Here is a 24,413-nt window from a genome sequence, read left to right on the forward strand (position 1 = left end):
AAAAAATAAAATAATTTAACTTTTTTGCATCCAATTTAAATCTCGCCCCGTTATTAGCTATGACTTCAATCAAAACTAAAGGACAAAGTCATGAAAGCTTTAACTCCATCAATACTCGCAGTAGTAATATGTAGTACGTTTGTAAGTGCACCAAGTGAAGCATCTAGCCACAGAGAAGCGCCAAATATAAGCCGTTTCCCGACTTTAGATTCAACCGATTTTTATGTATTTAATAGTTACGAGCAAGGTCGTGATGATTACGTCACATTAATTGCTAATTACATCCCGCTGCAAGATGCCTACGGCGGTCCTAATTACTTTGCAATGGACCCAGATGCTACCTACAGCATTCATATAGATAACGACGGCGATGCTGTTGAAGATATTACATTTGCGTTTAACTTTAAAAGCATGCTTCCTAATGATAACCAAGGTGTGCAATTAACTGTTGGACCTGAAGGTAATCAACGCACCGTGTCTGTACCGCTTAAAAATGTAGGCGGTGTATCTGCCGGTGATAACAGCGCTGTAAATTTTAGCGAATCATACACAGTAAGCATGATAAGCGGTGCGCAGCGTACTGGCGAAACAACGGTATTAAATAACACTGCATCAAGCTCCAGCACATTTTCTAAACCGCTTGATTATGTGGGTAATAAAACATTTGGTTCAATGAGCGATTATCAAACTTATGCTGACCAATTTGTGTATCAGGTTTCAATTCCTAACTGTGAAAGCATGGCACAAGTTTTTGTAGGGCAACGTAAAGACCCATTTGTAGTTAATCTAGGCAAAACATTTGATTTAGTTAACTATGTACCTGTAGAGGGTGATAGCGCCCCAGGTGCTGGTGACGGCGGTGGTTTTCCTGGTGGTATAACACAATCAGCTGATAACGACGACCTTGCAGATAAAAACGTAACATCAATCGCTATCGAAATACCTAAAAGCTGTATTGTTGGTGAAGGTAATGGCGTAATAGGTTCATGGACAACAGCAAGCCTACCTCAAGCTCGCGTATTAAATCCTAATGCTAAATTTGCTAATAATGGTGTTAATGGTGGTGCTTTAACACAAGTTTCACGCTTGGGTAGCCCGCTTGTAAACGAGCTTGTAATTGGCATTAAAGACAAGGACACATTCTCCACTGCTCACCCTAAAGATGATGCACAATTTTTAGATTATGTATCTCACCCAGCACTACCAGAGTTATTAAACATTTTGTTTAAAGATGCTGTTAATACGACCCTTGGCGCAAACTTAGAAACACTGGCACCCACAAACTTCCCGCGTACTGATTTAATCACTGCATTTTTAACAGGTTTTGCAGGCGTTAATCAGCAAGCAACTGTAACACCTTCAGAAATGCTGCGTTTAAATACAGGCATTGCAGCAACAGCGCAAGCTGATCAATCTGCATTTGGTGTAGCGGGTAATGATTTAGCCGGCTTCCCAAATGGTCGTCGCCCGGGTGATGATGTGGTTGATATTGCACTTCGTGTTGTGATGGGTCGTTTATGTCATCCTATCCCTGTAAATGGTGAAGACACTGATTTAGGACTTTGTGCACCAGAGGATGCTAATACAGGCACAGTGCCATTTACAGACGGCGCACCTATTGATGCAACAATGATGGACTCAACATTCCCATACCTTGCAACACCGCTTGCTGGCTCTAAATAAGGAGTAAAATAATGCGTAATTTAAAAACTACCCATATTTGTGTTCTCCTCAGTGCATTAACATTGGGAGCATGTAGTAGCGATGATGATAAAAAACAGCCTACACCGGTTGTAAACACAGCGCCTACCGCAAGTGATGCAATGCTAACTACACAAACTGAGGTAAGCATTACCGATATGCTTAGCGCAACCGACAATGATGGCGATTCGCTTACTTATTCGTTAACAAGTGAGCCAACTATTGGAACTGTTACCGTTAATAGCGACGGTAACTTTACCTATACACCAAATAAAGAAGTGACAGGTTCAGATAGTTTTATGTTTGGTGTAAGTGATGGCGTTAATTCGCAAGTAACTGCAACAGTAAACATTACAATTGACGCACTACAAGTCGACTTTGCTCAATTTGCAACCGATGCATTTAATCAAGCGCCAAATGCAGAGCCGTTAACTGTTAACGGTCGGGTGTTTACAAACACAGATACCGATGTTGATGGATTAATTTCAACAAACGGTAACTAACCAAGTAATTAAGCTGACAGGCCATGGATGGCTTTTTTCAAAGGATATTTATAATGCATTTATCAATTTTTAAGTCCGTCGCATTTATTACTTTATGCCTAACGACCTTTGCATTAAGCGCTGCGCCTTTTACCCCAAAAGATGATGCAGCTATTGCTAACAGTAATTCAACGCTTAGTGCTTCTCTGTCTGTTGAGGAAATAAATACATTAGTCACTAACAGCCAATATGTAGGCCAAACAGAGCGTTTACAGGGGCTACTTAAAACCCGTTTAGCCCAGCTATATAAACAAACACCCTCATCTCAAATTGGTTACTTATATGCTCGTGTTTTACAAAAAGAGCACCTTTTCAACGAAGCTATTGATATTGCTAATAACGTTTTGATTAAAGAGCCACAGCATAGTAATAGCCATTTATTGCTAGCCAATATATTTATGACTCAAGGTAAGTTTGCACAAGCAAAAAAACACTGTGTCGCCTTAATTGGGCACGTAAGCACTATTACTGCTAGCACCTGTGTACTTGATGTACAAAGCCAACATGAAAGCGTTTTAGACAGCTACCAAGCATTAGTAAAAATTATAAATAATAATCAAACTAGCCTAGCTACAAACCATGTTTTAAGTGAAATGAGCTATCGTTTAAATAACTACAAACAAGCATTGTCTCACTTACAAAGTGTAGATTTAGTTCAAGCCCCTGTGAGCCTAATTGTTTTATGGGCCGATATTCAAATTGCTCTAAACCAACCACAACAAGTATTAAATACATTAAGCGTACTGCTTCCTGATAAAGGTAATTTAGAGGACGCTATTTTGCTAAGACTTTCAATCGCAGAAAAAAAACTGAATAAACGCGATAAAAAATGGCAAAATACAATGGCGCAAAGAGTTACGCTACGAGAGCTTCGTAAAGATTCTTTTCATGCAAGTGACTTAGCTAAATATTACCTTGATGTACAACCAAATCGCGAAAAAGCACTTTACTGGGCTCATATTAATTGGCAGCAGGCTAAAATGAGCACCGATGAGCAATTACTTATTCAAGCAAAAGCGATGCAACGAGATACACTATGAAAACGCCTTATCTATTTATACTCACTTTAATGCTGTGCATTTTTTCAACTTACAGCTTTGCCCATCAACTAAGTACAAGTTATATAACCTTAAATAGCGAGAACAATAACGACACCAGCAAAAATCTATACACGGGTACCTGGCAAATAAATATTGCCGACTTAGAGCACGCAGTGCCTCTGGATTTAGATAAAAACGGACAAATTTCGTGGTCAGAAATAAAAGCAAAACGCAGCTCAATTAATAACTTCATTAAAGAAAATTTAAATATCACGCAAAGCGCGCAAATATGCCCTTTAAAAAGTGAAGGTATCTATCAGCTAGATAACCATTTTAACCAACCTTATTTAGTGATTCCGCTGCAGTTTAGCTGTGATGATAATGAAGCAATCACCCTTTCCTATTCCGCTTTTTTCAAAACTGATACTAACCATAAATCCATCGTAAATATTAACGGTGTATCTCGTGTATTTAATATCAATGAGGCACAACAAACGTTCAGCTTTGAGCAAACAAGTTATTTAAGTACCTTTAATCAATACGTTTACCAAGGTGTTTTACATATTTGGATTGGTATTGATCATATTTTATTTTTAATCGCTTTGTTACTTACCTGTGTTTTAAAACGCAGCGATAAAGCATGGCAAGGTATTAGCTCTAAAAAACACATTATTAAACACACAGCATGGATAGTAACCGCGTTTACGCTTGCGCACTCTATTACGCTTACCGCCACCGCTATGAACCTTGTATCACCAAATAGTCGCTGGGTAGAGCTTGGAATTGCTGTATCTGTTTTATTTGCAGCATTAAATAATGTGTGGCCGTTGGTACTTCGTTTAGGTTGGCTTACTTTTGCTTTTGGTTTACTACATGGGATGGGATTTGCGAGCGTACTTGGCGAGCTTGGCCTGTCGAGCGACTATCAACTGCTCAGTATTTTGGCGTTTAATTTAGGCGTCGAAATCGGTCAACTTAGTATATTACTGATAGCCTTACCAATACTCATTTATGTACGACACTACACTTGGTATAAAAAATGGTTAATGCCAATGGGCTCCGTTGCTATCGCAATTGTTGCACTTCAGTGGTCAATCGAGCGTTTTTAAATAGTATAAATAAAAAAGCTAGCCAAAATATTGGCTAGCTTACTTTTGGTTATTTATTTTTAGCGTTACTGCGCTTTATCAAATGGCATCAGTAATGTTTTCATCGCAGGGCGAAGCGCTATGAGTACCGTTTCTTCGGTTAGCTCAGGGTAAAGTAACTTTCTAAGTAATAACCCTGCCATCATCGAAAAAATAACATTAATTCGGCTTTCAAGTTCACGCTCATCAATGTCTTTGAGCGCACTTCGCTCGCTTGTTAAAAGCTGCCTCATGCGCCCTCTTGCTTGAATATCGGTTTCACGCAAAAGAGTAGCGACTTTAATATTACGACCCGCTTCTGCCATCATATCTAAATCGATAACACATGAGCCTGTATCCATGTGTCTTTGCACGCCAATATTTAAGCCATCTAAAAGAGCCGCCAAAACATCACCAGGGTGATCTTCAAACTTTTGAAAGATAGAGAACATTTCTTCCATGTCTTTTTCAATAATGCTTTCTATAATAGCTTCTTTGCTTTCAAAGTAATTATAAATATGGCCTGCACTCATCCCTGCCGTTTTAGATATTTCTGCCATACCTGCACCGTGGTAGCCTTTACGGCGAAAACACTCTGCAGCAGCTGTTAAAATTTGCTCACGCCTAGCAAGTGCTATCGCGGGATCTGTTTGCCTTTTTGCTTTAGGCTTCATGTTCAACTCCACTACTAAGTCATAAACTCAGTAAAGCAAGAGCTATAAATAGTCTCGCCATATAAATATGTAATGCGGCTTTAAAAGCCGCAAATATTATTTCTCTACCTGAGTTGTTTCACTGGCTACATTCCATCCGCCACCAAGCGCTTTGTACAAGTTAATTTGACTCGCAAGATACGCTTGCTGACCCGCAATTAACTGCTGCTGCGCGCCGTACCACGTACGCTGAGCATCAAGTACTTGCAAGTAGCTATCTGCGCCTTTTTCGTAACGCATTTTTGATAAATCAAACGTGATTTGTCGGCTACTTATAAGCATATCAAGGGCACTTAATTGCTCTTGGTAACCTTCTCTATCAGCAAGTGCATCGGCAACTTCGCGAAACGCATTTTGAATTTTTTGCTGATACGTTGCCACTGCAATTTCTTGATCTGCTTTTGCTACATCAAGATTTGCTTGGTTACGTCCCATATTAAAAATAGGTAAGCTAATTGTCGGCACAAAACTCCATGTACCCGAGCCTGAATCAAACAAGCCACTTAAGTCACTTGAAGCAGACCCCGCATTGGCTGTTAAGCTTATGCTTGGATAAAACGCCGCTCGAGCAATACCAATATTGGCATTAGCAGCAAGCATTAAATGCTCAGCGGCTTTAATATCAGGGCGCTGTGATAGCAGATCAGACGGTAAACCAACGGGTACTTCTGGCATACTGATCAAGTTAGTCAGGTCTTTATTAGGCAGTAAATCAGCTGAAACAGATTTACCTACTAATAAATCTAAGGCACTTTTATCACGCTTTAACAAACGTTTGTACGTTGCTATGTCTACTTTTGCCGTAGCAACTGTGCTTTTAAGCTGCTCAAGGGTAATTGAAGACGTCGCACCTAAATCAAAGCTTTTTTGCGTAAGCGATAATGACTCCTGCTGAGAGGTAAGCGTTTCTTTTGCAAGCTCTAGCAGTTGCAAATCAGTTGCATAATTTAGCCACGCATTTGCCAACTCTGAAATTAAAGACACCTGCGTGCTGTATTGACTAAGCTCTGTAGAGTATAAGTTTTGCAGTGCTTGCGCTGATTGGTTACTTACCTTGCCCCAAATATCTAACTCGTAAGAGGTAATACCCACTGTTGCACTGTATTGCGAGCTAATAGCTGCATCGCCAGTACCTGATAAGTCAGCCGGTAAACGCTGGCGCGTACCTGAGGCATTTAAATCAAGGGATGGATACAAAGCAGAGTCTTCAATTTGATATAAACCACGCACACGCTGCACATTAAGCACTGCAATTTGCATGTCTTTGTTATGCTCAAGGCTTTGACTAATTAACGTTTGTAGTTTTTCGTCATTAAAAAACTGCTGCCAATTTAATTGCTGCGCAGCGCTTTGCTCAGTACCTGATGCATAAGCATCAGATACTGGTAGAGCAAGATCTTTTTGCTCTGGCGCTAATTGGCAACCACTTAGCACCAATAAAGCAATTGCACTTAGGCTGAATGTTTTAATGCTCATTCTGCGCTCTCCTTCGTTATCTCTTTAGCTTTGCCAGGAAATACACGGCGTACTAACACAAAGAATAACGGAACAAAAACAACAACTAATATTGATGATGCAAGTGTGCCGCCAATAATCGAAATACCTAACGCATTTTGCGCACCAGAACCCGCGCTTGAGGCAATAGCAAGCGGTAAAACACCACAAATAAAGGCCATCGAAGTCATAAGTATTGGACGCAAACGTAGGCGAACAGCTGCAATAGCCGCATCAACTAAGCCAAGCCCTTCTTCCATTTTATGAATCGCAAACTCTACAATCAGTATCGCATTTTTAGATGCTAAACCAATGGTGGTCAACAAACCTACCTGCAAGTAAATATCGTTAGATAAGCCACCGCCAAGCGCTGCCATAATCGCACCAAATATACCCAGTGGCACAATCATCATTACCGCAAACGGTACTGACCAACTTTCATAAAGCGCGGCTAAACATAAAAATACAAACAACAGCGATAAGCCATATAATAAAGGTGCTTGACCGCTACTAGAGCGCTCTTGGAATGAAATACCGGTCCACTCAGACGAAATACCATTTGGTAATTGTTTAACTAAACGCTCCATTTCATCCATTGCTTGGCCTGTACTGTAACCTGCCGCTGCACTACCTTGAATTTCCATTGCTGAAAAACCATTGTAACGCTCTAAACGCGGCGAACCATACGTCCAGTAGGCACTAGCAAACGCTGAAAACGGCACCATATCGCCATTATCATTGCGTACATACCACTTATTTAGATCCTCAGGCACCATGCGAGATTGTGCATCACCTTGCATATACACTTTTTTCACTCGACCACGGTCAATAAAGTCATTCACATAACTACTACCCCATGCTGTCGAAAGTGTACTGTTAATATCGTTTTGCGACACACCAAGCGCTTCGGCTTTTGCCAAATCTGTATCAAGTTGTAGCTCTGGCATATCTTCTTGTCCATTTGGACGCACGCCCGCTAAAATTGGACTTTGGCTTGCTAAACCTAATAACTGATTTCGTGCAGCTAAAAGTGCGTCATGGCCAAGGCCTACACGGTCTTGTAAGAAAATATTGAAGCCATTAGCGGTTCCCAGTTCAACAATTGCAGGTGGCGGAAAGGCAAAAACAAATGCTTCTTTTATCGTTGAAAAGTAGCCCATCGCTTTACCTGCAACACCTTGAACAGATAACTCGTCACGCTGACGCTCATCCCAATGTTTAAGATTTACAAAGGCAATTGCTGAGTTTTGGCCAGAACCTGCAAAACTAAAACCAGTCACGGTAAAAATACCGTTTACTGCTTCAGATTGATCGTTTAAAAAGTGGTTTTCTACCTTTTTAACAACCTCAAGCGTTTGTTGTGTTGTAGAACCCGCTGGTAATGACACTTGGTTAAACAAAATACCTTGGTCTTCGTCAGGCAAAAATGCCGTTGGCAAGCTTGAGAATACATAAACCATACCGCCCACAATCACGCCATAAATAAGTAAGTAGCGTTTAGAGTGAGTAAGCATGCGCCCTACAAAGCTTTGTGCACCTGAATTTGTTTTATCAAAACCACGGTTAAAGCCTGTAAAAAACCGGCCAAACAACGTGTCATTGTTATGTACATGGCTTGGTTTTAAAAGCGTTGCACATAATGCTGGCGTTAAAATAAGAGCCACTAAAACAGATAACCCCATCGCCGATACGAGTGTTATAGAAAACTGACGATAAATTATACCGGTAGAGCCACTAAAGAATGCCATTGGAATAAATACCGCAGAAAGCACCATGGCAATACCTACCAGCGCGCCTTTAATTTCATCCATAGATTTACGTGTAGCTTCAAGTGCCGAGAGTTTTTCCTCGGTCATTAAACGCTCAACATTTTCTACAACAACAATTGCATCATCTACCAATAAGCCTATGGCAAGTACCATCGCAAACATCGTTAGCGTATTTATTGAATAACCAAAGGTGTATAAAATACCAAATGTACCTAGTAAAACCACAGGTACGGCAATTGTTGGAATAAGCGTTGCCCTAAAGTTTTGTAGGAACAAATACATAACTACAAAAACAAGTACAACAGCTTCAATTAATGTATGAATAACTTTTTCGATAGATAACGATACGAACGGTGTTGTATCGTAAGGTATTACGGCATCTAACCCCTCAGGGAAAAACGGTTTTAGCTCTTCAATTGCTTTTTTAACGCCCTCTGCGGTATCAAGTGCGTTAGCGCCACTGGCTAATTTAATACCTAAACCTGATGCAGGTTGCCCATCGTAACGAGCAACAACGCGGTAGCTTTCACCGCCAAGCTCTACTTTAGCAACGTCCTCTAGACGTACAAAAGAGCCATCTGGATTGGTTTTAACTAATATTTGTTTAAATTGCTCTGGCGTTTGTAATCGGCTTTGCGCCGTTACTGTTGCATTAAGTTGCTGACCATCAACGGCAGGCATACCGCCAAGTTGACCGGCAGATACTTGCGCATTTTGCGCACTAATTGATGCACTAATATCAGCAGGTGTAAGCTTATAATTTTGTAACTTTGCAGGGTCTAACCAAATACGCATCGCGTACTGAGAACCAAACAGTTGTACTTCACCTACGCCTTCAACACGCGAGACAATGTCTTGCACGTTTGATGAAACATAATCGCCAATATCAATATTGGTCATGCTGCCATCTTTAGACACAAAAGCATAAACCATTAAAAAGTTACGTGCTGATTTTGCAACTACCACACCTTGCCTTTGTACGGCTTCTGGTAATAGTGGAGTCGCTGTAGCTAGTTTATTTTGCACTTGAACTTGTGCAATATCAGGGTCAGTTTCAGCACTAAACGAAAGTGTAAGCGTAGCAGAACCACTCGACTCAGACGTAGATGACATATAAAGCAAGCCATCAAGCCCTTTCATTTTTTGCTCAATAACTTGCGTTACCGTATCTTCAAGTGTTCGTGCAGATGCACCAGGGTACGTTGCAGTAATACTCACTGCAGGTGGTGCAATTGAAGGATACTGCGAAATAGGTAAACTCCTAATCGCCAAAATACCTGCAAGCATCACTACAATAGCGAGTACCCAAGCAAATATCGGTCTATCGATAAAAAATCGTGACATTAAAACTCTCCGTTATTGAGCTTGATCGGCTTTAGCAGACGATTGAATTTCAGATGGGTTCACAGGTGCACCAGGGCGGATTTTTTGTAAACCTTCAACTATTAACTTATCGCCATCACTTAGGCCATCAGTAACAAGCCAATCAGAACCAAAAGTTCTATCTACTTTTAATACGCGGCTTTCTACTGTGTTGTCTTTACTGACAACCATTGCTGTTGGTTCGCCTTTTGAATTACGGCTAACGCCACGTTGCGGAGCTAAAATAGCACCCGCCTTAACACCTTCCACAATAGAAGCTCGGGCATACATGCCAGGCAGTAATAATTTTTCTGGGTTTGAAAATTTAGCACGCAATGTTACTGAGCCAGTACTTGGATCAACGGTCACTTCAGAAAACTGCAATGTGCCTTTATGAGGATAAATAGAACCATCTTCCATAATAAGTTCAACGTCAGTTTGACTAGCCGAATCGACAGTTAGAGCACCTGATGATATTGCTTTTTTAAGTTGGGTAAGCTCATTACTTGATTGTGTTAAATCGATATAAATTGGATCTAACTGAGTTACTGTAGCAAGTGCTGTACTTTGATTGGCGCTTACAAGTGCACCCACTGTTACGCTTGATTTACTAATTTGACCACTAATAGGAGAAGAGACGTGGCTGTAATCGAGATTAATTTGCGCTGATTTTAACTGCGCTTTAGCCGTTAATAATTCAGCATTAGCTTGCTTATATGCAGCATCTGCTTCATCAAAATCTTGTTGGCTCACGGCTTTAATTTTTAAAAGCTCTTTATAACGCGATGCTTTTGATTTAGAGCTGGCAATGCTTGCCTCTGCGCGCGCTACGCTTGCTTCACTTGCTGCTAAGTCTGCTTCAAATGTAGCAGGGTCTATTTGATACAGTGCTTGGCCTTGTTTAACCTCATTACCTTCAACAAATAAACGAGATTGCACAATACCACTTACTTGTGGACGAATTTCAGCAATTTGAAATGCACTAATGCGACCAGGAAGTTCTTTTTTGAGAGTAAGCGCTTGGCTTTTTACTGTAATTACACCCACTGGGACAGCTTTAGGAGCTGAAGCTTGTGACTGCTCAGCAGCCTGATCACAACCAGTTAAAGCAACAGAACCGACGAGGGCTGACAATACAAATAAAGCGATGCGGGAACGCTGCATGTTAAATACCTTTTAGTTTAGAGTGAACGATCATTCTAAATTAAAATGCGCTGATAATGAATCTTAATAAGGAGAAATTTACACAAACTTACACTATTGAATATAATATACGCTTTAGGTAGCATTTAATGTTAATTTGATGAAAATAGAATCAAAGCTGTTTGAAAATAAAGCAATTAAACAGATTGAAATAACCACTCATTTTAAGCACAGAACTTTTAAATAGACACAAAAAAGCCAAGCAAAAAACTGCTTGGCTAGTTATATAAACGACTATCTTACTTTTTTAAAGGGGGTTGTCGTTCTGTGGATTAATAACTCTTGAAACTAACAACTGCTCTACCCTAATGCCCTCTACATCAACAACTTCAAACTTAAAGCCTGAAAAAGTTAAATGCTCTGCACGTTTAGGGATTCGCTTCATACTGTAAATTAAAAATCCAGCGACAGTTTCATAGTGCATCTGATCAGGAAATTCTTCTATATCAAGTACCTTTGCTAAATCGGTAATTGGAGTTAACCCATCTACAAGCCATGAATTTTTATCGCGCTCTATAATTAATTCATCACCTTGATGAGTAATTAAATCACCCATAAACCCTTTCATTAAATCTTTTACCGTTACAATACCTACCGAAAGCGCGTATTCATTTACGACAACAGCAAATGGCTTTGCTGCGCTTTTAAACGCATTTAAAGCTTCTGATAGGCTTAATGTTTCCGGTAAGTAAAAAACATCTTTATCAATCAGCTCATCGTTTATATTGGCGGCTTCGCCTTTTAGTACTTGTCGTAAAATATCTTTAGATTCAACAGAGCCATGCAATTTATCTAAATTTCCTGACACTACTAAAAAGTGATTATGAGGGTGATCAATAATTTTGGTCGCAATATCATGGCTAGATTCGTTTAAATCAAAATAGACAATTTGATCGCGTGGCGTCATTACGCTTGATAAAAACCGCGCTTCTAAGTCAAACACATTGCCAATTAATTCATACTCTTGCTTTTGCAAACTACCATATGCAGCACCCGCTTCCATCATGGCAACAATGTCCTCAGTTGTAACGTTGTCTTCTCGCTCAGCAGGCACTTTAAATAAGCGCAGCACAAAGTTCGTTACCCCATTAAAAAACATTACTAGCGGAGTTAAGGCAAAGGTTACCCAGCGCATTATTGTAACGACTCTAACAGCGACAGCTTCTGGCATGATCATCGCTAAACGTTTTGGCATTAAATCGGCGAACAAGATAAACAGAGATGTAATAGTAAAAAATGAGAATAAAAAGCTAATTTTTTCTAAGTGTGCACCTTGATAAAAAAGCACTAAAACACTTTCAACATAAGGCGATAAAGCCTGCTCGCCCACAATACCACCCAAAATCGCAATCGCGTTGAGTGCAATTTGGATCATGGCAAAAAAAGCCCCTGGATTTTCTTGTAGCTTTAATACCGCTGCTGCTTTTATATTTCCTTCATCTGCCATTACCCGCAGTTTTATTTTACGCGACGCTGCAATTGCTATTTCTGACATAGCAAACAACGCACTGATCAAGATCAATAAGCTAATCCCGATTAAATCACCCATTTAACGCTCCAATAAGTTAGCGCTTTTTTAAACAAAAAGCAGCTGGATTATAATCGGTTTTTTAAACGCAGCAATTTATATTTACGAAATATATTTAAGCTATTAATTTTCAATTATTTAAGAGGTAAAACAGTGAGTTTAAAGTGCTTAAATTTTATTAAAGGCAACTTTTAATTGAGAAACTAAAGCCGGATCCATATTTATATTACAGGCAAAAAATAACGGAGACTGAGTTGTATTTAAATCAAGTAATGGTTCTAGTAACTCAAGCTTAGGCTCTGTTTTAACTCGATAGTTAAATTGCTTTTTGTTGAGGATAACAAAATCAAGTATATGGTGACGAGTGCTTATGAGTTTATCTATTTTATCTAGGCTATCGATGAGTAATAAATGCTTGCTTTCACTAAAGCCCCTTTCAAGCAAATAATGATGACTAAAGTTATCACGCAGTACTGCTATTTTGTATTTTTTAGCATCATTGAGAGTGTTTAACTTTATACCTCTGGATTTTAGACCATAAATGGCAGAGTCAAAGCTTTCCAGTTCACCTACCCAGTTAAACTTACTTTCTCTATTAGGTAATCGAACAATCGAAAATATACAGGTGTTTTTATCGCGTAGCGCTGCATTGTAGGATATAGCCCAACTATGCGCCAACATAGTGTAGTTTATACCTGTACCTTCTAGCGCTTTATGAACTTTATCGACAGAGCGGCCGACGAGTTTGTTATCTTCATTAATATACTGAAAGTCCGGAAATACTTCCGTTACTATTGTAATTTCAGCTGCATCAACTTTAATACAGCTAATGAACAATAAAAAGATCAACAATTTCATCTAGCGAGGCCTCAACTAACTCATTATATGTATTTAATAAATATAGCTGAGGCTTTATGAACTGCTAGTTTTTAGTCATGTAATGCACACTTATACGCTGATAGTGCTAGTATTTATAGCTTCTACAGCTTACTTGTTCATTGCACTAATTAAAAAGGCTGAAATTTTAGCGCCTTCTCTAAGTGTAGTTTCTGAGCTTGATTGACCAACTAAAGAGCTGTCGGTGAATGGCGCTATCTCCATCATATCTGCACCCGTAATCGGGAACTCATCCGCAATGGCTGATAAAATATCAAGCGCATGCTGAGGCGTTAAACCGTGATGCTCTGGCGTACCTGTGGCGGATGCAAATTCAGCATCAAGTGCATCAATATCAAAGCTTACGTATATTTCATCAACGTTATCGGCTTTTAACTGTGCAATAGCGTCGGCAGCAACCGCTGCTGCGCCGCGTTCAATGATTTCATGTGCCCAGTGCTGTTTAACACCAAAAGTATTTTCCCAATGCGCTTTAGGCTTGCCACTTGAGCGAATACCAAATTGTATTAAATGATGCGGCGCCGGTAAAAACTCTAGTATATGTGTACACCACGAGCCAAAACATAAATCAATACCTAAGCGCTCCACAAGTAAATCGGTATGCGCGTCAAAGTGAATAATAGCCGTGCGCTTACCTTGCTCACGTTTTGCTTTTAAGTACGCTTTAGTAAGTGGGTAACTAATTGAGTGATCGCCACCAATACCAAATATACCTTTATCTTTAAACGTTGCGTAAAAACTGTCGCACACATCTTCAGTGATTGATAATGGGCTTACGTAATAGTCGTTATCTTCATCACCATATAAGGCTTTTTGGCAATTAGAAATGGTTGCATCATTTAGGTATTTGTCATGAAGTAAATGTGGGATTACACGTACATCACCTAAATCAAACGAATGACACTGAGGTTGCTGATCAATTAAAGCTGAGCGCACAAACAACGGCCCCCAGTTTGCGCCGCGTAAAATACCACCGCCACAGTCTGAACTAATACCTAACATAACGGCTTTATGTGGTGAGTTTGGTAATTCGTTTAAAGACTCGCGCCACAAGTTATCAACGTTTTCAGTTTGTCCGTAAAGTTTATTACGCAGTGCGGCTTTGCGCTCTTTTGCAGTATTTACTGTGTATACGCCATCGCCCGGTGCGCACAAACAGTGCTCAACTTTGTTTTTAAATGCTTCAAATTGTGTGCTCATAATAAACTCCTTCGGTTTTTATTCTGTACGTAGCTAATTACTTTTGAGTAGTTATGCAAAATCACTAAAAATGCCTAAACTTCAAATAAATGCCACTTCGCTAAATAAGTCAGTGCTTAATATAAGTAAACACGTTAGTTTTTACGTGTTCACTACAAATTTAAGTAATTGAATTTATTTGATATTAATGAAAATCTGTAATCATTCATTTAATCGTAGTTACGCGCTTGAGTGATACTTATTATGTCTGCTTGAACATGTCAACAGCGCAACAAGGCTACGTATATAAGTACTTGAGTGAATATTCATAGTTGGTGAATAAATCAAATTAGCCCTTAAAATTATTAAGGCTTTATTGGAAGAGTTAAGATAAAACGGACAATCGTCCTGTACTTGATAAACGTTTCTAGCAATCATGCTAGATTGACAACAAATTATTATAAAAGGCTTAGCTATGGAAAAGGTATTTCACTTAGGACTATGTATTGACGATCTTAAAGGTGCAAAACTTGCGATTGTACCGGGCGATCCAGATCGTGCAGCACGTATTTCACAATTCCTAGACAACCCAACCTGCCTTGCTCAAACTCGCGAGTTTCATGTTTATTTAGGTCAATTAAACGGCCACTCTGTGGTTATATGTTCTACAGGTATTGGTGGTCCATCTACGTCGATTGCAGTAGAAGAATTAGCACAACTTGGCGTGCGTAAATTTTTACGTATTGGTACAACCGGTGCAATTCAGCCACACATTAACGAAGGCGAAATTTTAATTAGCCAAGCGTCTGTACGTTTAGATGGAGCTAGCCAACATTTTGCACCACTTAGCTACCCTGCTGTATCTGACTTTTATGCGACACAAGCTATGGTACAAGCATGTAAAAACCTAAATATCGATTTTCATATTGGTATTACTGCATCAAGCGATACATTCTACCCAGGGCAAGAGCGTTACGATACGCACTCTGGTTACGTTCCTAAATCACTACAAGGTAGCTGCGAAGAGTGGCAAAAATTGGGCGTGATGAACTACGAAATGGAATCGGCAACATTATTTACTATGTGTGCAGCCCTTGGATTACAAGCAGCATGTGTAGCAGGCGTACTTGTTAACCGTACTCGCCAAGAAATACCAAATGTAGACCACGGTGAAATTGAGCGTAAATCTGTAGCAGTAGTATTAGAAGCAGCTAAAGTATTACTTGATTAATACAGGTTATAGCAGTCAGTGAGTTAATTCGATAGAATGACTCGCTTTAATAAAGCACAGCTCTGGCTGTGCTTTATTGTATGCAAGCCACTATTTAAGTGGTGCGCTAATTACTTTAAGTGCAGGTAAATGCGTAAAACTGGCAAGTACAGCTTTTGCCACTTGCGACTGGTTTTCACGACCCGCTGTTTCGAGCAATGTAATTCCCTTCACCGAACTTTCGTTAAAGCTAAGCCCAGCCAAAAAGAACTGGCTTAGTGCACTTTGTAGTGGCGATAAACTTGGACTGTAAGCTGCATTTTCGGCGTAACTTCCGTAAAAATCACCATCACTAAATGTACTTATTTTTACGGCGCTAAAGTTGTGGCTGTAAGGCACATACGCATTAAGTGCAAAACGCGCAAGGGTTTCATCAAGGCCATCAAAGCTAAAATTACCTTGCTGTGGTTTTGGGTTAAATAAGCTAAATTCGTTACCTAAATCGGTAGGTCCAAATGAATGCGGCAGTAATTCAGCAAGTTTAAATTGCTGATCAGGAAGTAAAATATCAAACTCTTTCGCATCAGCTAGTTCGTTCATAAACTGGCGACAATACCCACAAGGCGCATCGCTAATAGCAATTTTAACTATTTTTTTAGCGCCGTTTAACCATGCGTTATTTATAGCCGATTGCTCTGCATGAACCACTAAACTCAATGCTTGATGATCAAACTCTACATTTGCACCAAAGTAAAAGTTTACCTCACCCTTTTCATCAAGCGCTTTAACAATTGCGCCTACATGAAAATCTGACACTGGCGCAACGGCATACTCAGAAGCTAAAGGCACTAAACCTTGTAGTAATACATCATCAGACACATTGAGTTGCGCGCATAACGCTTTAATATTATTAGAATTTAATATGCCACGTTGTGATTTTAATTGACTACGTAATGACGCTGTTTGCGCTACGCTTAATATGAAGTGCGAATTTGTAAGTGCTGTATCTTGCTGTACAGTAAAAGTTGCTGAAGCCATAATATTTTTTAATTATTCAATGGCTAAGTAGTTTAAAAGGTTAGGGTGTTAAATACCAGCCTATTTAACGCAAAAAAAGGGAGCACATCGCGTGCTCCCTTTTAATACCAATAGGTATACCTAACAAAATAAAGTGTTAGCCGGTATTACGCATACCTGCAGCTATACCTGTCATAGTGATCATTAACGCATTATCAATGTCACCTTCGTTTCGTTTTTCCTCTGAGCGAGCACGGCGTAAGAGCTCAACCTGTAGTAGGTTAAGTGGATCAGTGTACGGATTACGTAAACTAATCGACTCCTTAATCCAAGGTTGTTCGGCGAGTAGGCTTTTTTGTGGGCTAAGTGATTGCACCAAGCTAATCGCTTCTTGAAGCTCTTTACGAAGTGTTACACCCAATGGTTTGTACATATCTTCCACCAGCGCATTATCGTAATGCTCACTCAACCAGCAATCGGCTTTACTAAATACCATTTCTAGCATTTCTAGGCGCGATCTAAAGAATGGCCACTGTAGGCTCATTTCGTTTAGGGTTTCTGCGCCGTACTTATTAAGCGCAGCTTTTAAGCCAGTTAACGCACCTAACCATGCAGGAAGCATTAAACGGTTTTGGCTCCACGCAAAAATCCATGGAATAGCACGCAGGCTTTCAACGCCACCATTAGGATTACGTTTTGCTGGACGCGAGCCAAGCGGCAACTTAGACAGCTCAAGCTCAGGCGTTGCCATTCTGAAGTAAGGTACAAAGTTTTCATCGTGGCGAACTACATTACGGTAATGTTCACACGACTCCTCACTTATTAGCTTCATTACTTCGCGCCACTGCGGTTTTGGTTCCGGCGGCGGTAATAAGTTACTTTGTAGTACTGCACCTGCGTAAATATTTAAGCTTTGCAGTGCTACATCAGGTAAACCAAATTTAAAGCGGATCATCTCGCCTTGCTCGGTTACACGCAAACCACCTTTTAACGAACCTGGCGGTTGTGAATGCAGCGCTTGTGCAGCAGGTGCGCCACCACGCCCTACTGTGCCACCACGTCCGTGGAATAAAATAAGTTCAATACCACGCTCATCAGCAAGCTGCACTAGTTTATCCATAGCTTCGTACTGCGCCCAACCTGCTGCCATCATGCCGGCATCTTTAGCAGAATCAGAGTAACCAATCATTACATTTTGGGTGTTTTTAATGTGCCCGCGATACCACACATTATCAAGTAATGTAGTAATTACATCACTGCCTGCGTTTAAATCGTCGAGTGTTTCAAATAACGGTGCTACTGGTAAATCAAAGCTACAGCCGCTTTCTTTTAGCAATAATTGTACTGCTAAAATGTCTGATGCTGTTCGCGCCATCGAAATAATATACAAGCCAAATGTTTGTTCGTCTTGCTTAGCAATAACATCAAAGGTGTCTAGCACTTCTTGAACATCAGGGCTTGGTTGCCAATGTTTTGGAATAAGCGGTCTGCGAGAGTTAAGTTCAGTAAGTAAAAAAGCTTGTTTATCTTGCTCTTGCCATTGGTTGTAGTCGCCTAAACCTAAATAACGAGTCAGCTCAGAAAAAACATCGCTGTGACGAGACGAATCTTGGCGCACATCGAGTTTAGCCAAACGCAAGCCAAAGCTATTAATACGGTACAGTAAATCAAGCAATAATCCATCAGCAACTACTTTCATATTACACTTTAATAACGAGCGGTAGCACACCTCAACCGGATGCTTAAGCTGATTAATATCGGTAATTAAATCTTGTGAATCGCTACGCTTATTTTTAATTTTAGCGCCCAGGTGAGCCACTGTCTCTGCAACTTGGTTTTTAAGCTTTTTGATCACCGCTCTGTATGGTTCAAAGTCTTGACCTGCCAACTCAATAAGCTCATCACTGGCGTCTGACATAGAGAGTTCAGCGCATAACGTTTTTAAATCTTGAATATATAAGTTAAGCGCCATCCAACGACCGTGGTCAAGCACCTCTGCTGTAACCTGCGATGTTACGAATGGATTTCCATCACGGTCCCCACCCATCCAAGATGTGAACTCAATAGGGCTGTAATCTTTTGGTAGCTCTAAACTTAATTGATCTTTAACATTGGCTGAAAATTCACGTAAAAAGCGCGGAACAGCGTGCCAAAGACTGTTTTCGATTACCGCATAACCCCATTTAGCTTCATCAACTGGCGTTGGGCGAGAGCGACGAATGTCGTCGGTATGCCAAGCCTGGCTAATAAGCTGTTCAATACGATTTAAAATAGCATCTCGCTCTAGCGGTAAGTTATCTTTTCGCTCTAATGACGCTAAGCAATCACTTAGTTCAACATGTTTGTTAATAATAGTACGGCGCGTCACCTCGGTTGGGTGGGCGGTTAATACTAAGTTTATGTGGAGTTTTGAGAGTGTTTCGGCCAAATGATTACTATCTAGCTGGCCTTGTTCTGCTTTTGTAACTAACGTTTTTAATGTTTGAGTGAGAGGGTTTTGTTGACCAAGGCCAACGTCATTAAAACGCGAAACGGTATGAAATTGTTCTGCTACATTAGCAAGGTTTAAAAAATGATTAAATGAACGGGCAACCGGCAAAAGCTCTTCATCACTAAGCGCATGTAAAACATCTATTAGCGCTTGTCTGTCGTCTTCATTACCACTGCGAGATGATTTAGATAAAGCCCGAATTTCTTCTACTTTATCTAAAATAGCTTGGCCTTGAGCATCCTTAATAGTTTGTCCTAGTAATTGCCCAAGTAAATTTACATTACCTCGCAAGGCGGCATATTGTTCACTCATTTCTCATTCTCCTTTGTTTCGTAGGACACTATTAATATCATCATGAAGAGATATTTAATAGATCCATTTGCAATGTCTTGTCGTAAAAAAGTATATATAAAATAATCACAAAGCAATTACATGATCATTTTTTACGACGGAAACTGCCCACTTTGTAGCACCGAAATGCAGCAACTAAAACACGCAGACTCTAAAAATCTAATTACGCTTGAAGATCTTAACGCGAGCGACTTTAGTGAACGCTACCCGTATATTGATAAAGACAAAGCAATGAACTACCTGCAAGCCCAAAAGCAATCAGGTGAAATGATTTACGGGCTTGATGTAACGTACGAAGCATGGAAAATAGTGGATAAACACAGCTGGTTGAAAATTTTTCGCTTGCCAATAATTCGCTTTTTCGCTGACTGCGGATACCTGTTATTTGCTAAATATAGGCACCCCATCAGTCGCTTTTTAATGCCAAATACTCAGTGCAGTAACGGCCAATGTGGACTAAAAGCAAAAGGTGATAAATGAAAACTATTGTTTTATTCGGCGCAAGCAGTGCCATAGCAAATGCATATATAGAACATCTACAAATAAACACGCCTACTCATCAAATTGTTTGTATTAGTTCAAAAAGTATTGAATCTGGTTCAAGTGTTGTCCACCTGCATACTGACTACACAAAACAAAGTTTAGCGCGTGTTACTAATTACCTGAAAGAGCAAAATGCCGATATACAACAAGTTATTATATTCAATGGTACACTGCACAACGAAACCCATATGCCTGAAAAAAAGCTAGAGGATTTAGACGCTGAGTATTTTAGCCAACTTCTAAATTCAAACACCCTAACTCCCCTACTTTGTTTGCAGAGTATTTTGCCTCTTTTAACACACAAAACGCAGTGCACTATTACAGCACTCAGTGCGCGTGTGGGCAGCATCAACGACAATAAATTAGGAGGTTGGTATACGTATCGCGCCTCTAAGGCTGCGCTTAACATGCTATTTAAAACCGCAGCGATTGAACTTGCACGCAGAGCTAAAAATACCAAGCTCGTTTTATTTCACCCAGGGACTACTGATACTGCGCTTTCAAAGCCATTTCAAAAAAACGTACCTGCTGGAAAACTCTTTACAGCTGAATTTGTAGCCAAGCAGCTTTTTACACTTACTTTTAATAACCCTCATTTAGAACTCAATGGTGAGCCTGCCTACTTAGATTGGCAAGGCGAAACCATACCGTGGTAAGGACCTTTAATGCATTTTACTAAAGAACGCATAAACGCACTTGAAAAACATACCCGTACTCATTTAATTAATTCGCTTTCGGGTTTTAAAAGCGCCAACTTAATTGGCACGCAAGACAAACAAGGCAATACTAATCTCGCCATTGTTAGCTCAGTTATTCATTTAGGTGCTCACCCGCCGCTAGTTGGGATGATAATGCGCCCAAATAGCGTGCCTCGCCATACGTTCGAAAACATAATCGAAACTGGTAGTTACACCATTAACCAGGTTAATAAGGCTATTTATAAGCAAGCTCATCAAACATCAGCCCGCTACAATAAAGGCGAGTCGGAATTTACAGCGACAGGTTTAACGACCGAATATTTAAATGACTTTGCAGCGCCTTTTGTTAAAGAAAGCCGCTTAAAGTACTCGGTTAAATTTGTAGAAAACCAACATTTAGCCATCAATGGCACAGAGCTTGTAATAGGTGAAATCACTGATGTGTATTTAGATGAAGTAGCACTTCAAAGTGATGGCTTTTTAGATTTACAGGCTATTGAAACGGTGGCAGTAACCGGGCTTGATAGCTACCACACAAGTAATAAACTCACGCGTTTACCTTACGCTAAAAAATAATATGCCATTTTAAGAGGCTATAAACTAATAGCCTCTTATCGCATAACATTGAATTTTACCTTGGTATTAATCACACTAGCTAAAAATCCAAGGAGAAAAATATGACCACCATCGGTATTGGTACACAATCAAGCGAGCAAGCACTGGCAAGCCTAAGTAACATGACGCAAACGCTGACCCCTATCGCAGCTGACGAACATTTAGAGCGCATAGCCAAGGCTCAAGCGTATATGCTAGCAAACAACATAGATGCAATTTATTTAAACGCTGGCACCAACCTTACCTACTTTACAGGCATGAAATGGTACGCGAGCGAACGTATGGTTGGCGCGATATTACCCGCCCTTGGTGAAGTACAGTACATTGCGCCTTATTTCGAAATTGGTTCACTAAACGGGTTTAAAGTAATAGATGGGCCTATTCATGGGTGGCAAGAGCACGAAAATCCTTATGCACTTTTTGTCGAAGTATTAAAAAAGTTAAATATTAATGAAAACGCAACTATTGGCATTGATGAAAGCGCACAATTTTTTATATTCGACGGCATTAATAAAGCACAAATGGGTTTAACCCTCATAAATGCACAACCTGTAACGGCGCATTGCCGTATGCATAAATCAGTTCATGAACTTAGCTTAATGCAACGCGCGATGGACATGACCTTAGCCGTACATCAAGCCACAGCAAGCATGCTTTATGAGGGGATAACCACCACCGAAGTAGAAGCTTTTATTAAGCAAGCACACCAAAAAGTAGGTGCACCAGGTAACTATTTTTGTATTGTTTTATTTGGTGTTGCAACGTCTTTCCCGCACGGTGTTAAAGATGCCCAAATACTTAAAAAAGGCGATATGGTGCTAATTGATACTGGCTGTAAAGTACACGATTACTTATCAGATATAACCCGTACCTATGTATTTGGCGAACCAACAATGCGCCAACGGATGTTTTGGGATCATGAAAAAGCAGCGCAAATGGCCGCGTTTAATGCAGCTAAAATTGGTGCTACGTGCGAAGACGTTGACGCGGGCGCACGTAACTATTTAGCAGCGCAAGGGCTAGGCCCGCAGTACCAAACACCGGGTTGCCCGCATCGAACGGGGCACGGCATTGGGCTAGATATTCACGAATGGCCATACTTAGTTGGCGGTGATAAAACCCCACTTGCCCCAGGCATGTGCTTTAGTAACGAGCCAATGTTAGTTATACCCGATGAATTTGGCGTGCGTTTAGAAGATCATTTTTACATGACCGACAACGGCCCTCATTGGTTTACACAACCAAGTTATAGTATTGACGACCCATTTGGCCTTAACGCTTAAAACTGAATACCTTCAAGAGCAGCTGCTTAGCTGCTCTTTTTAGTTTGGCATTGATAAAGTGCAGTTCATCCCAATATCCCCTGTTATACCAAAGCAATCCTCAAAAGGATAAATATGAAAAACTTTAAAATTGATATAGTTTCAGACGTAATGTGCCCTTGGTGTGTAGTGGGTTATAAAAACCTAGAAACTGCACTAGAGCAACTCAAAGACGGAATGAGCGCAGATATTACGTGGCATCCTTTTGAACTAAACCCAGATATGCCAATTGAAGGTCAAGACTTAAACGAACACTTAATGCAAAAGTACAACCTAACAGAAGAGCAAGGCGACGAAAATCGTAAAAACATGTTCGAAGCTGGTCAACGTGCTGGGTTTACCTTTAATTTTGATGGCAAACGCATCATGATCAACAGCTTTGATTTGCATCGTTTATTAATGTGGGCACGTGAAGAAGGTAAGCAAACGAAGCTAAAACTCGCCTTTTTTGAAGCACATTTCACCGATTTAAAATACTTAAATCAGGAAGACGCTCTGCTTGATGTAGTAGCAAGTGTTGGCCTTGATAAAGAAGAGGCACGTAGTATTTTACACTCAGACAAATACGTACAAGACGTACGCCAAGAGCAAGACAACTTTAAACAAATGGGCATTACGTCAGTACCTACGTTTATCATAAACGATAAGTATGCACTTACTGGCGGACAACCAAGCGACTCATTCATTCAAGCACTAAAACAGATTAGTGAAGAAGAAGCCAAGGAAGACGCTTAATACACAAATAAAGTTTAAAATTAAGAAAGGCTGCGCAATGCAGCCTTTCTTGTTTATTCATCAGTTCAAAAACAATACAAATTTATTATTTACCTTGAATCTCTTTTGGTGTCATTATAGAAACGACCTCTAACAAATCGATAATAATACCTATAAAGGGATTTATAATGAAATATATAATTACAACATTGACGTCACTGTTTCTTTTAACCGCTTGTTCGACAACACATCTACCTGATAGCCCTAACGCTACACTGATAATGCCCAGTCCTCCGGAGTATCCAATTAAAAGTGTCCGTGAAAAAATTGAAGGTAGTGTGACAATGTCTTTTGATGTAGATACATCTGGTAAGCCAGTTAATATTAAAGTGATTAAAGCTGAGCCTGTGAAAATTTTTGATAAAGCAGCGATTCGCTCTCTTTCTAAATGGCGTTATGCACCTAAAGTAGTTAATGGTATTGCGGTAGTTGATGAAGACTTAGAAATGACTATAGATTTTAATTTAGCAAAATAATAACTAACTAAAAAAAGCTGCACATTGCAGCCTTTTTCTATACAGCGAAGGTTACTTCTTTACTTAAAAGTAAACTAAGTACGATAAAGTACTTTAATTACATGCCAGCCAAATTTTGTTTTAACTAGGTGGGGTTCTAAAATTGCGCCTTTAAATGCAATTTTATCAAACTGTGGAACCATTTGGCCGCGTCTAAATTCACCTAAGTCACCGCCTTTTTTGCCCGATGGGCATGACGAATACTTTTTAGCTAAGATCTGAAACTTCGCACCTTTACCTAATTGCTTAATAATATCTTCTGCAATTTCTTTGTGCTTAACCAAAATGTGAAGTGCATGTGCTGTGTTTGCCATGAAAAAAG

Annotated in this window: 21 protein-coding genes; 11 read left to right on the plus strand and 10 right to left on the minus strand. The window is 40.0% G+C overall.

From position 1 onward, the window contains the following. Positions 1-90: 90 nt before the first annotated feature. From H5115_RS01675 to H5115_RS01690, 4 genes are read left to right on the plus strand one after another with little or no spacing between them, the layout of a single operon-like run. Positions 91-1,683, plus strand: a complete 1,593-nt coding sequence (locus H5115_RS01675) for a DUF4331 domain-containing protein (RefSeq protein ID WP_182753295.1) — start codon at positions 91-93, stop codon at positions 1,681-1,683. Positions 1,684-1,694: 11 nt separating this feature from the next. After that, on the plus strand, positions 1,695-2,204 hold the full coding sequence (locus H5115_RS01680; RefSeq protein ID WP_182753297.1) for an Ig-like domain-containing protein: 510 nt from the start codon (positions 1,695-1,697) through the stop codon (positions 2,202-2,204). Positions 2,205-2,257: 53 nt separating this feature from the next. After that, positions 2,258-3,283, plus strand: a complete 1,026-nt coding sequence (locus tag H5115_RS01685) for a hypothetical protein (RefSeq protein WP_182753299.1) — start codon at positions 2,258-2,260, stop codon at positions 3,281-3,283. Beyond that, positions 3,280-4,392, plus strand: coding sequence for a HupE/UreJ family protein (locus H5115_RS01690; RefSeq protein WP_182753300.1), 1,113 nt, complete (start codon positions 3,280-3,282; stop codon positions 4,390-4,392). Before H5115_RS01685 ends, H5115_RS01690 begins: the two co-directional genes overlap by 4 nt. Positions 4,393-4,457: 65 nt before the next feature. Here the strand turns inward: H5115_RS01690 and H5115_RS01695 are convergent, their stop codons facing one another. The 7 genes from H5115_RS01695 to H5115_RS01725 all read right to left on the minus strand — a co-directional run bounded on the left by H5115_RS01695 (position 4,458) and on the right by H5115_RS01725 (position 14,576). Continuing rightward, the gene (locus H5115_RS01695; RefSeq protein ID WP_002959031.1) at positions 4,458-5,084 is read right to left on the minus strand and encodes a TetR/AcrR family transcriptional regulator; all 627 of its coding nucleotides are present in this window, start codon (positions 5,082-5,084) and stop codon (positions 4,458-4,460) included. A gap of 96 nt (positions 5,085-5,180) precedes the next feature. Then, the gene (locus H5115_RS01700; RefSeq protein ID WP_182753302.1) at positions 5,181-6,599 is read right to left on the minus strand and encodes an efflux transporter outer membrane subunit; all 1,419 of its coding nucleotides are present in this window, start codon (positions 6,597-6,599) and stop codon (positions 5,181-5,183) included. After that, complete coding sequence (locus tag H5115_RS01705; RefSeq protein WP_182753304.1) at positions 6,596-9,730, minus strand: efflux RND transporter permease subunit; 3,135 nt, start codon at positions 9,728-9,730, stop codon at positions 6,596-6,598. Before H5115_RS01705 ends, H5115_RS01700 begins: the two co-directional genes overlap by 4 nt. A gap of 12 nt (positions 9,731-9,742) precedes the next feature. Further along, positions 9,743-10,912 carry an efflux RND transporter periplasmic adaptor subunit gene (locus H5115_RS01710; RefSeq protein ID WP_002959028.1) on the minus strand — a complete coding sequence of 390 codons (1,170 nt, stop codon included), beginning with the start codon at positions 10,910-10,912 and terminating at the stop codon, positions 9,743-9,745. 286 nt (positions 10,913-11,198) lie between these two features. Next, entirely contained in the window at positions 11,199-12,500 is a 1,302-nt protein-coding gene (locus H5115_RS01715; RefSeq protein WP_002959027.1) for a hemolysin family protein, read from the minus strand. A 147-nt stretch (positions 12,501-12,647) separates the two neighbouring features. Next, positions 12,648-13,337 carry a transporter substrate-binding domain-containing protein gene (locus H5115_RS01720; RefSeq protein WP_039488472.1) on the minus strand — a complete coding sequence of 230 codons (690 nt, stop codon included), beginning with the start codon at positions 13,335-13,337 and terminating at the stop codon, positions 12,648-12,650. Between the two features lie 129 nt (positions 13,338-13,466). Then, positions 13,467-14,576, minus strand: coding sequence for an arginase family protein (locus tag H5115_RS01725; RefSeq protein ID WP_182753306.1), 1,110 nt, complete (start codon positions 14,574-14,576; stop codon positions 13,467-13,469). A gap of 454 nt (positions 14,577-15,030) precedes the next feature. On the opposite strand from H5115_RS01725, the gene udp reads away from it, so the two are divergent. Then, on the plus strand, positions 15,031-15,786 hold the full coding sequence (udp, locus tag H5115_RS01730; protein WP_007375563.1) for a uridine phosphorylase: 756 nt from the start codon (positions 15,031-15,033) through the stop codon (positions 15,784-15,786). A 90-nt stretch (positions 15,787-15,876) separates the two neighbouring features. Here the strand turns inward: udp and cdd are convergent, their stop codons facing one another. Then, positions 15,877-16,803 carry a cytidine deaminase gene (cdd, locus tag H5115_RS01735; protein WP_182753308.1) on the minus strand — a complete coding sequence of 309 codons (927 nt, stop codon included), beginning with the start codon at positions 16,801-16,803 and terminating at the stop codon, positions 15,877-15,879. A gap of 136 nt (positions 16,804-16,939) precedes the next feature. Beyond that, positions 16,940-19,585 carry a phosphoenolpyruvate carboxylase gene (ppc, locus tag H5115_RS01740; protein WP_024594555.1) on the minus strand — a complete coding sequence of 882 codons (2,646 nt, stop codon included), beginning with the start codon at positions 19,583-19,585 and terminating at the stop codon, positions 16,940-16,942. 120 nt (positions 19,586-19,705) lie between these two features. Between ppc and H5115_RS01745 the strand changes: the two genes are divergently transcribed. From H5115_RS01745 to H5115_RS01770, 6 genes are all read left to right on the plus strand, one after another. After that, complete coding sequence (locus H5115_RS01745) at positions 19,706-20,104, plus strand: thiol-disulfide oxidoreductase DCC family protein (protein WP_182671116.1); 399 nt, start codon at positions 19,706-19,708, stop codon at positions 20,102-20,104. Next, positions 20,101-20,823 carry an SDR family NAD(P)-dependent oxidoreductase gene (locus H5115_RS01750; protein WP_149615163.1) on the plus strand — a complete coding sequence of 241 codons (723 nt, stop codon included), beginning with the start codon at positions 20,101-20,103 and terminating at the stop codon, positions 20,821-20,823. The genes H5115_RS01745 and H5115_RS01750 overlap by 4 nt, the downstream gene beginning before the upstream one ends. Before the next feature lie 9 nt (positions 20,824-20,832). Next, positions 20,833-21,441, plus strand: coding sequence for a flavin reductase family protein (locus tag H5115_RS01755; protein ID WP_149593093.1), 609 nt, complete (start codon positions 20,833-20,835; stop codon positions 21,439-21,441). 101 nt (positions 21,442-21,542) lie between these two features. Then, a complete protein-coding gene (locus tag H5115_RS01760; RefSeq protein ID WP_033029765.1) occupies positions 21,543-22,763 on the plus strand; it encodes a Xaa-Pro peptidase family protein in 1,221 nt (406 codons plus the stop codon). A gap of 114 nt (positions 22,764-22,877) precedes the next feature. Then, positions 22,878-23,537: a DsbA family oxidoreductase gene (locus H5115_RS01765; RefSeq protein WP_182753310.1), complete on the plus strand. Its 660-nt coding sequence runs from the start codon at positions 22,878-22,880 to the stop codon at positions 23,535-23,537. 167 nt (positions 23,538-23,704) lie between these two features. Continuing rightward, a complete protein-coding gene (locus H5115_RS01770) occupies positions 23,705-24,052 on the plus strand; it encodes an energy transducer TonB (RefSeq protein WP_182671113.1) in 348 nt (115 codons plus the stop codon). A 74-nt stretch (positions 24,053-24,126) separates the two neighbouring features. Here the strand turns inward: H5115_RS01770 and H5115_RS01775 are convergent, their stop codons facing one another. Continuing rightward, entirely contained in the window at positions 24,127-24,405 is a 279-nt protein-coding gene (locus H5115_RS01775; protein ID WP_182753312.1) for a peptidylprolyl isomerase, read from the minus strand. Between the last annotated feature and the right edge of the window lie 8 nt (positions 24,406-24,413).

This window comes from Pseudoalteromonas sp. SR44-2 (assembly GCF_014163745.1).
Classification (GTDB): domain Bacteria; phylum Pseudomonadota; class Gammaproteobacteria; order Enterobacterales; family Alteromonadaceae; genus Pseudoalteromonas; species Pseudoalteromonas distincta.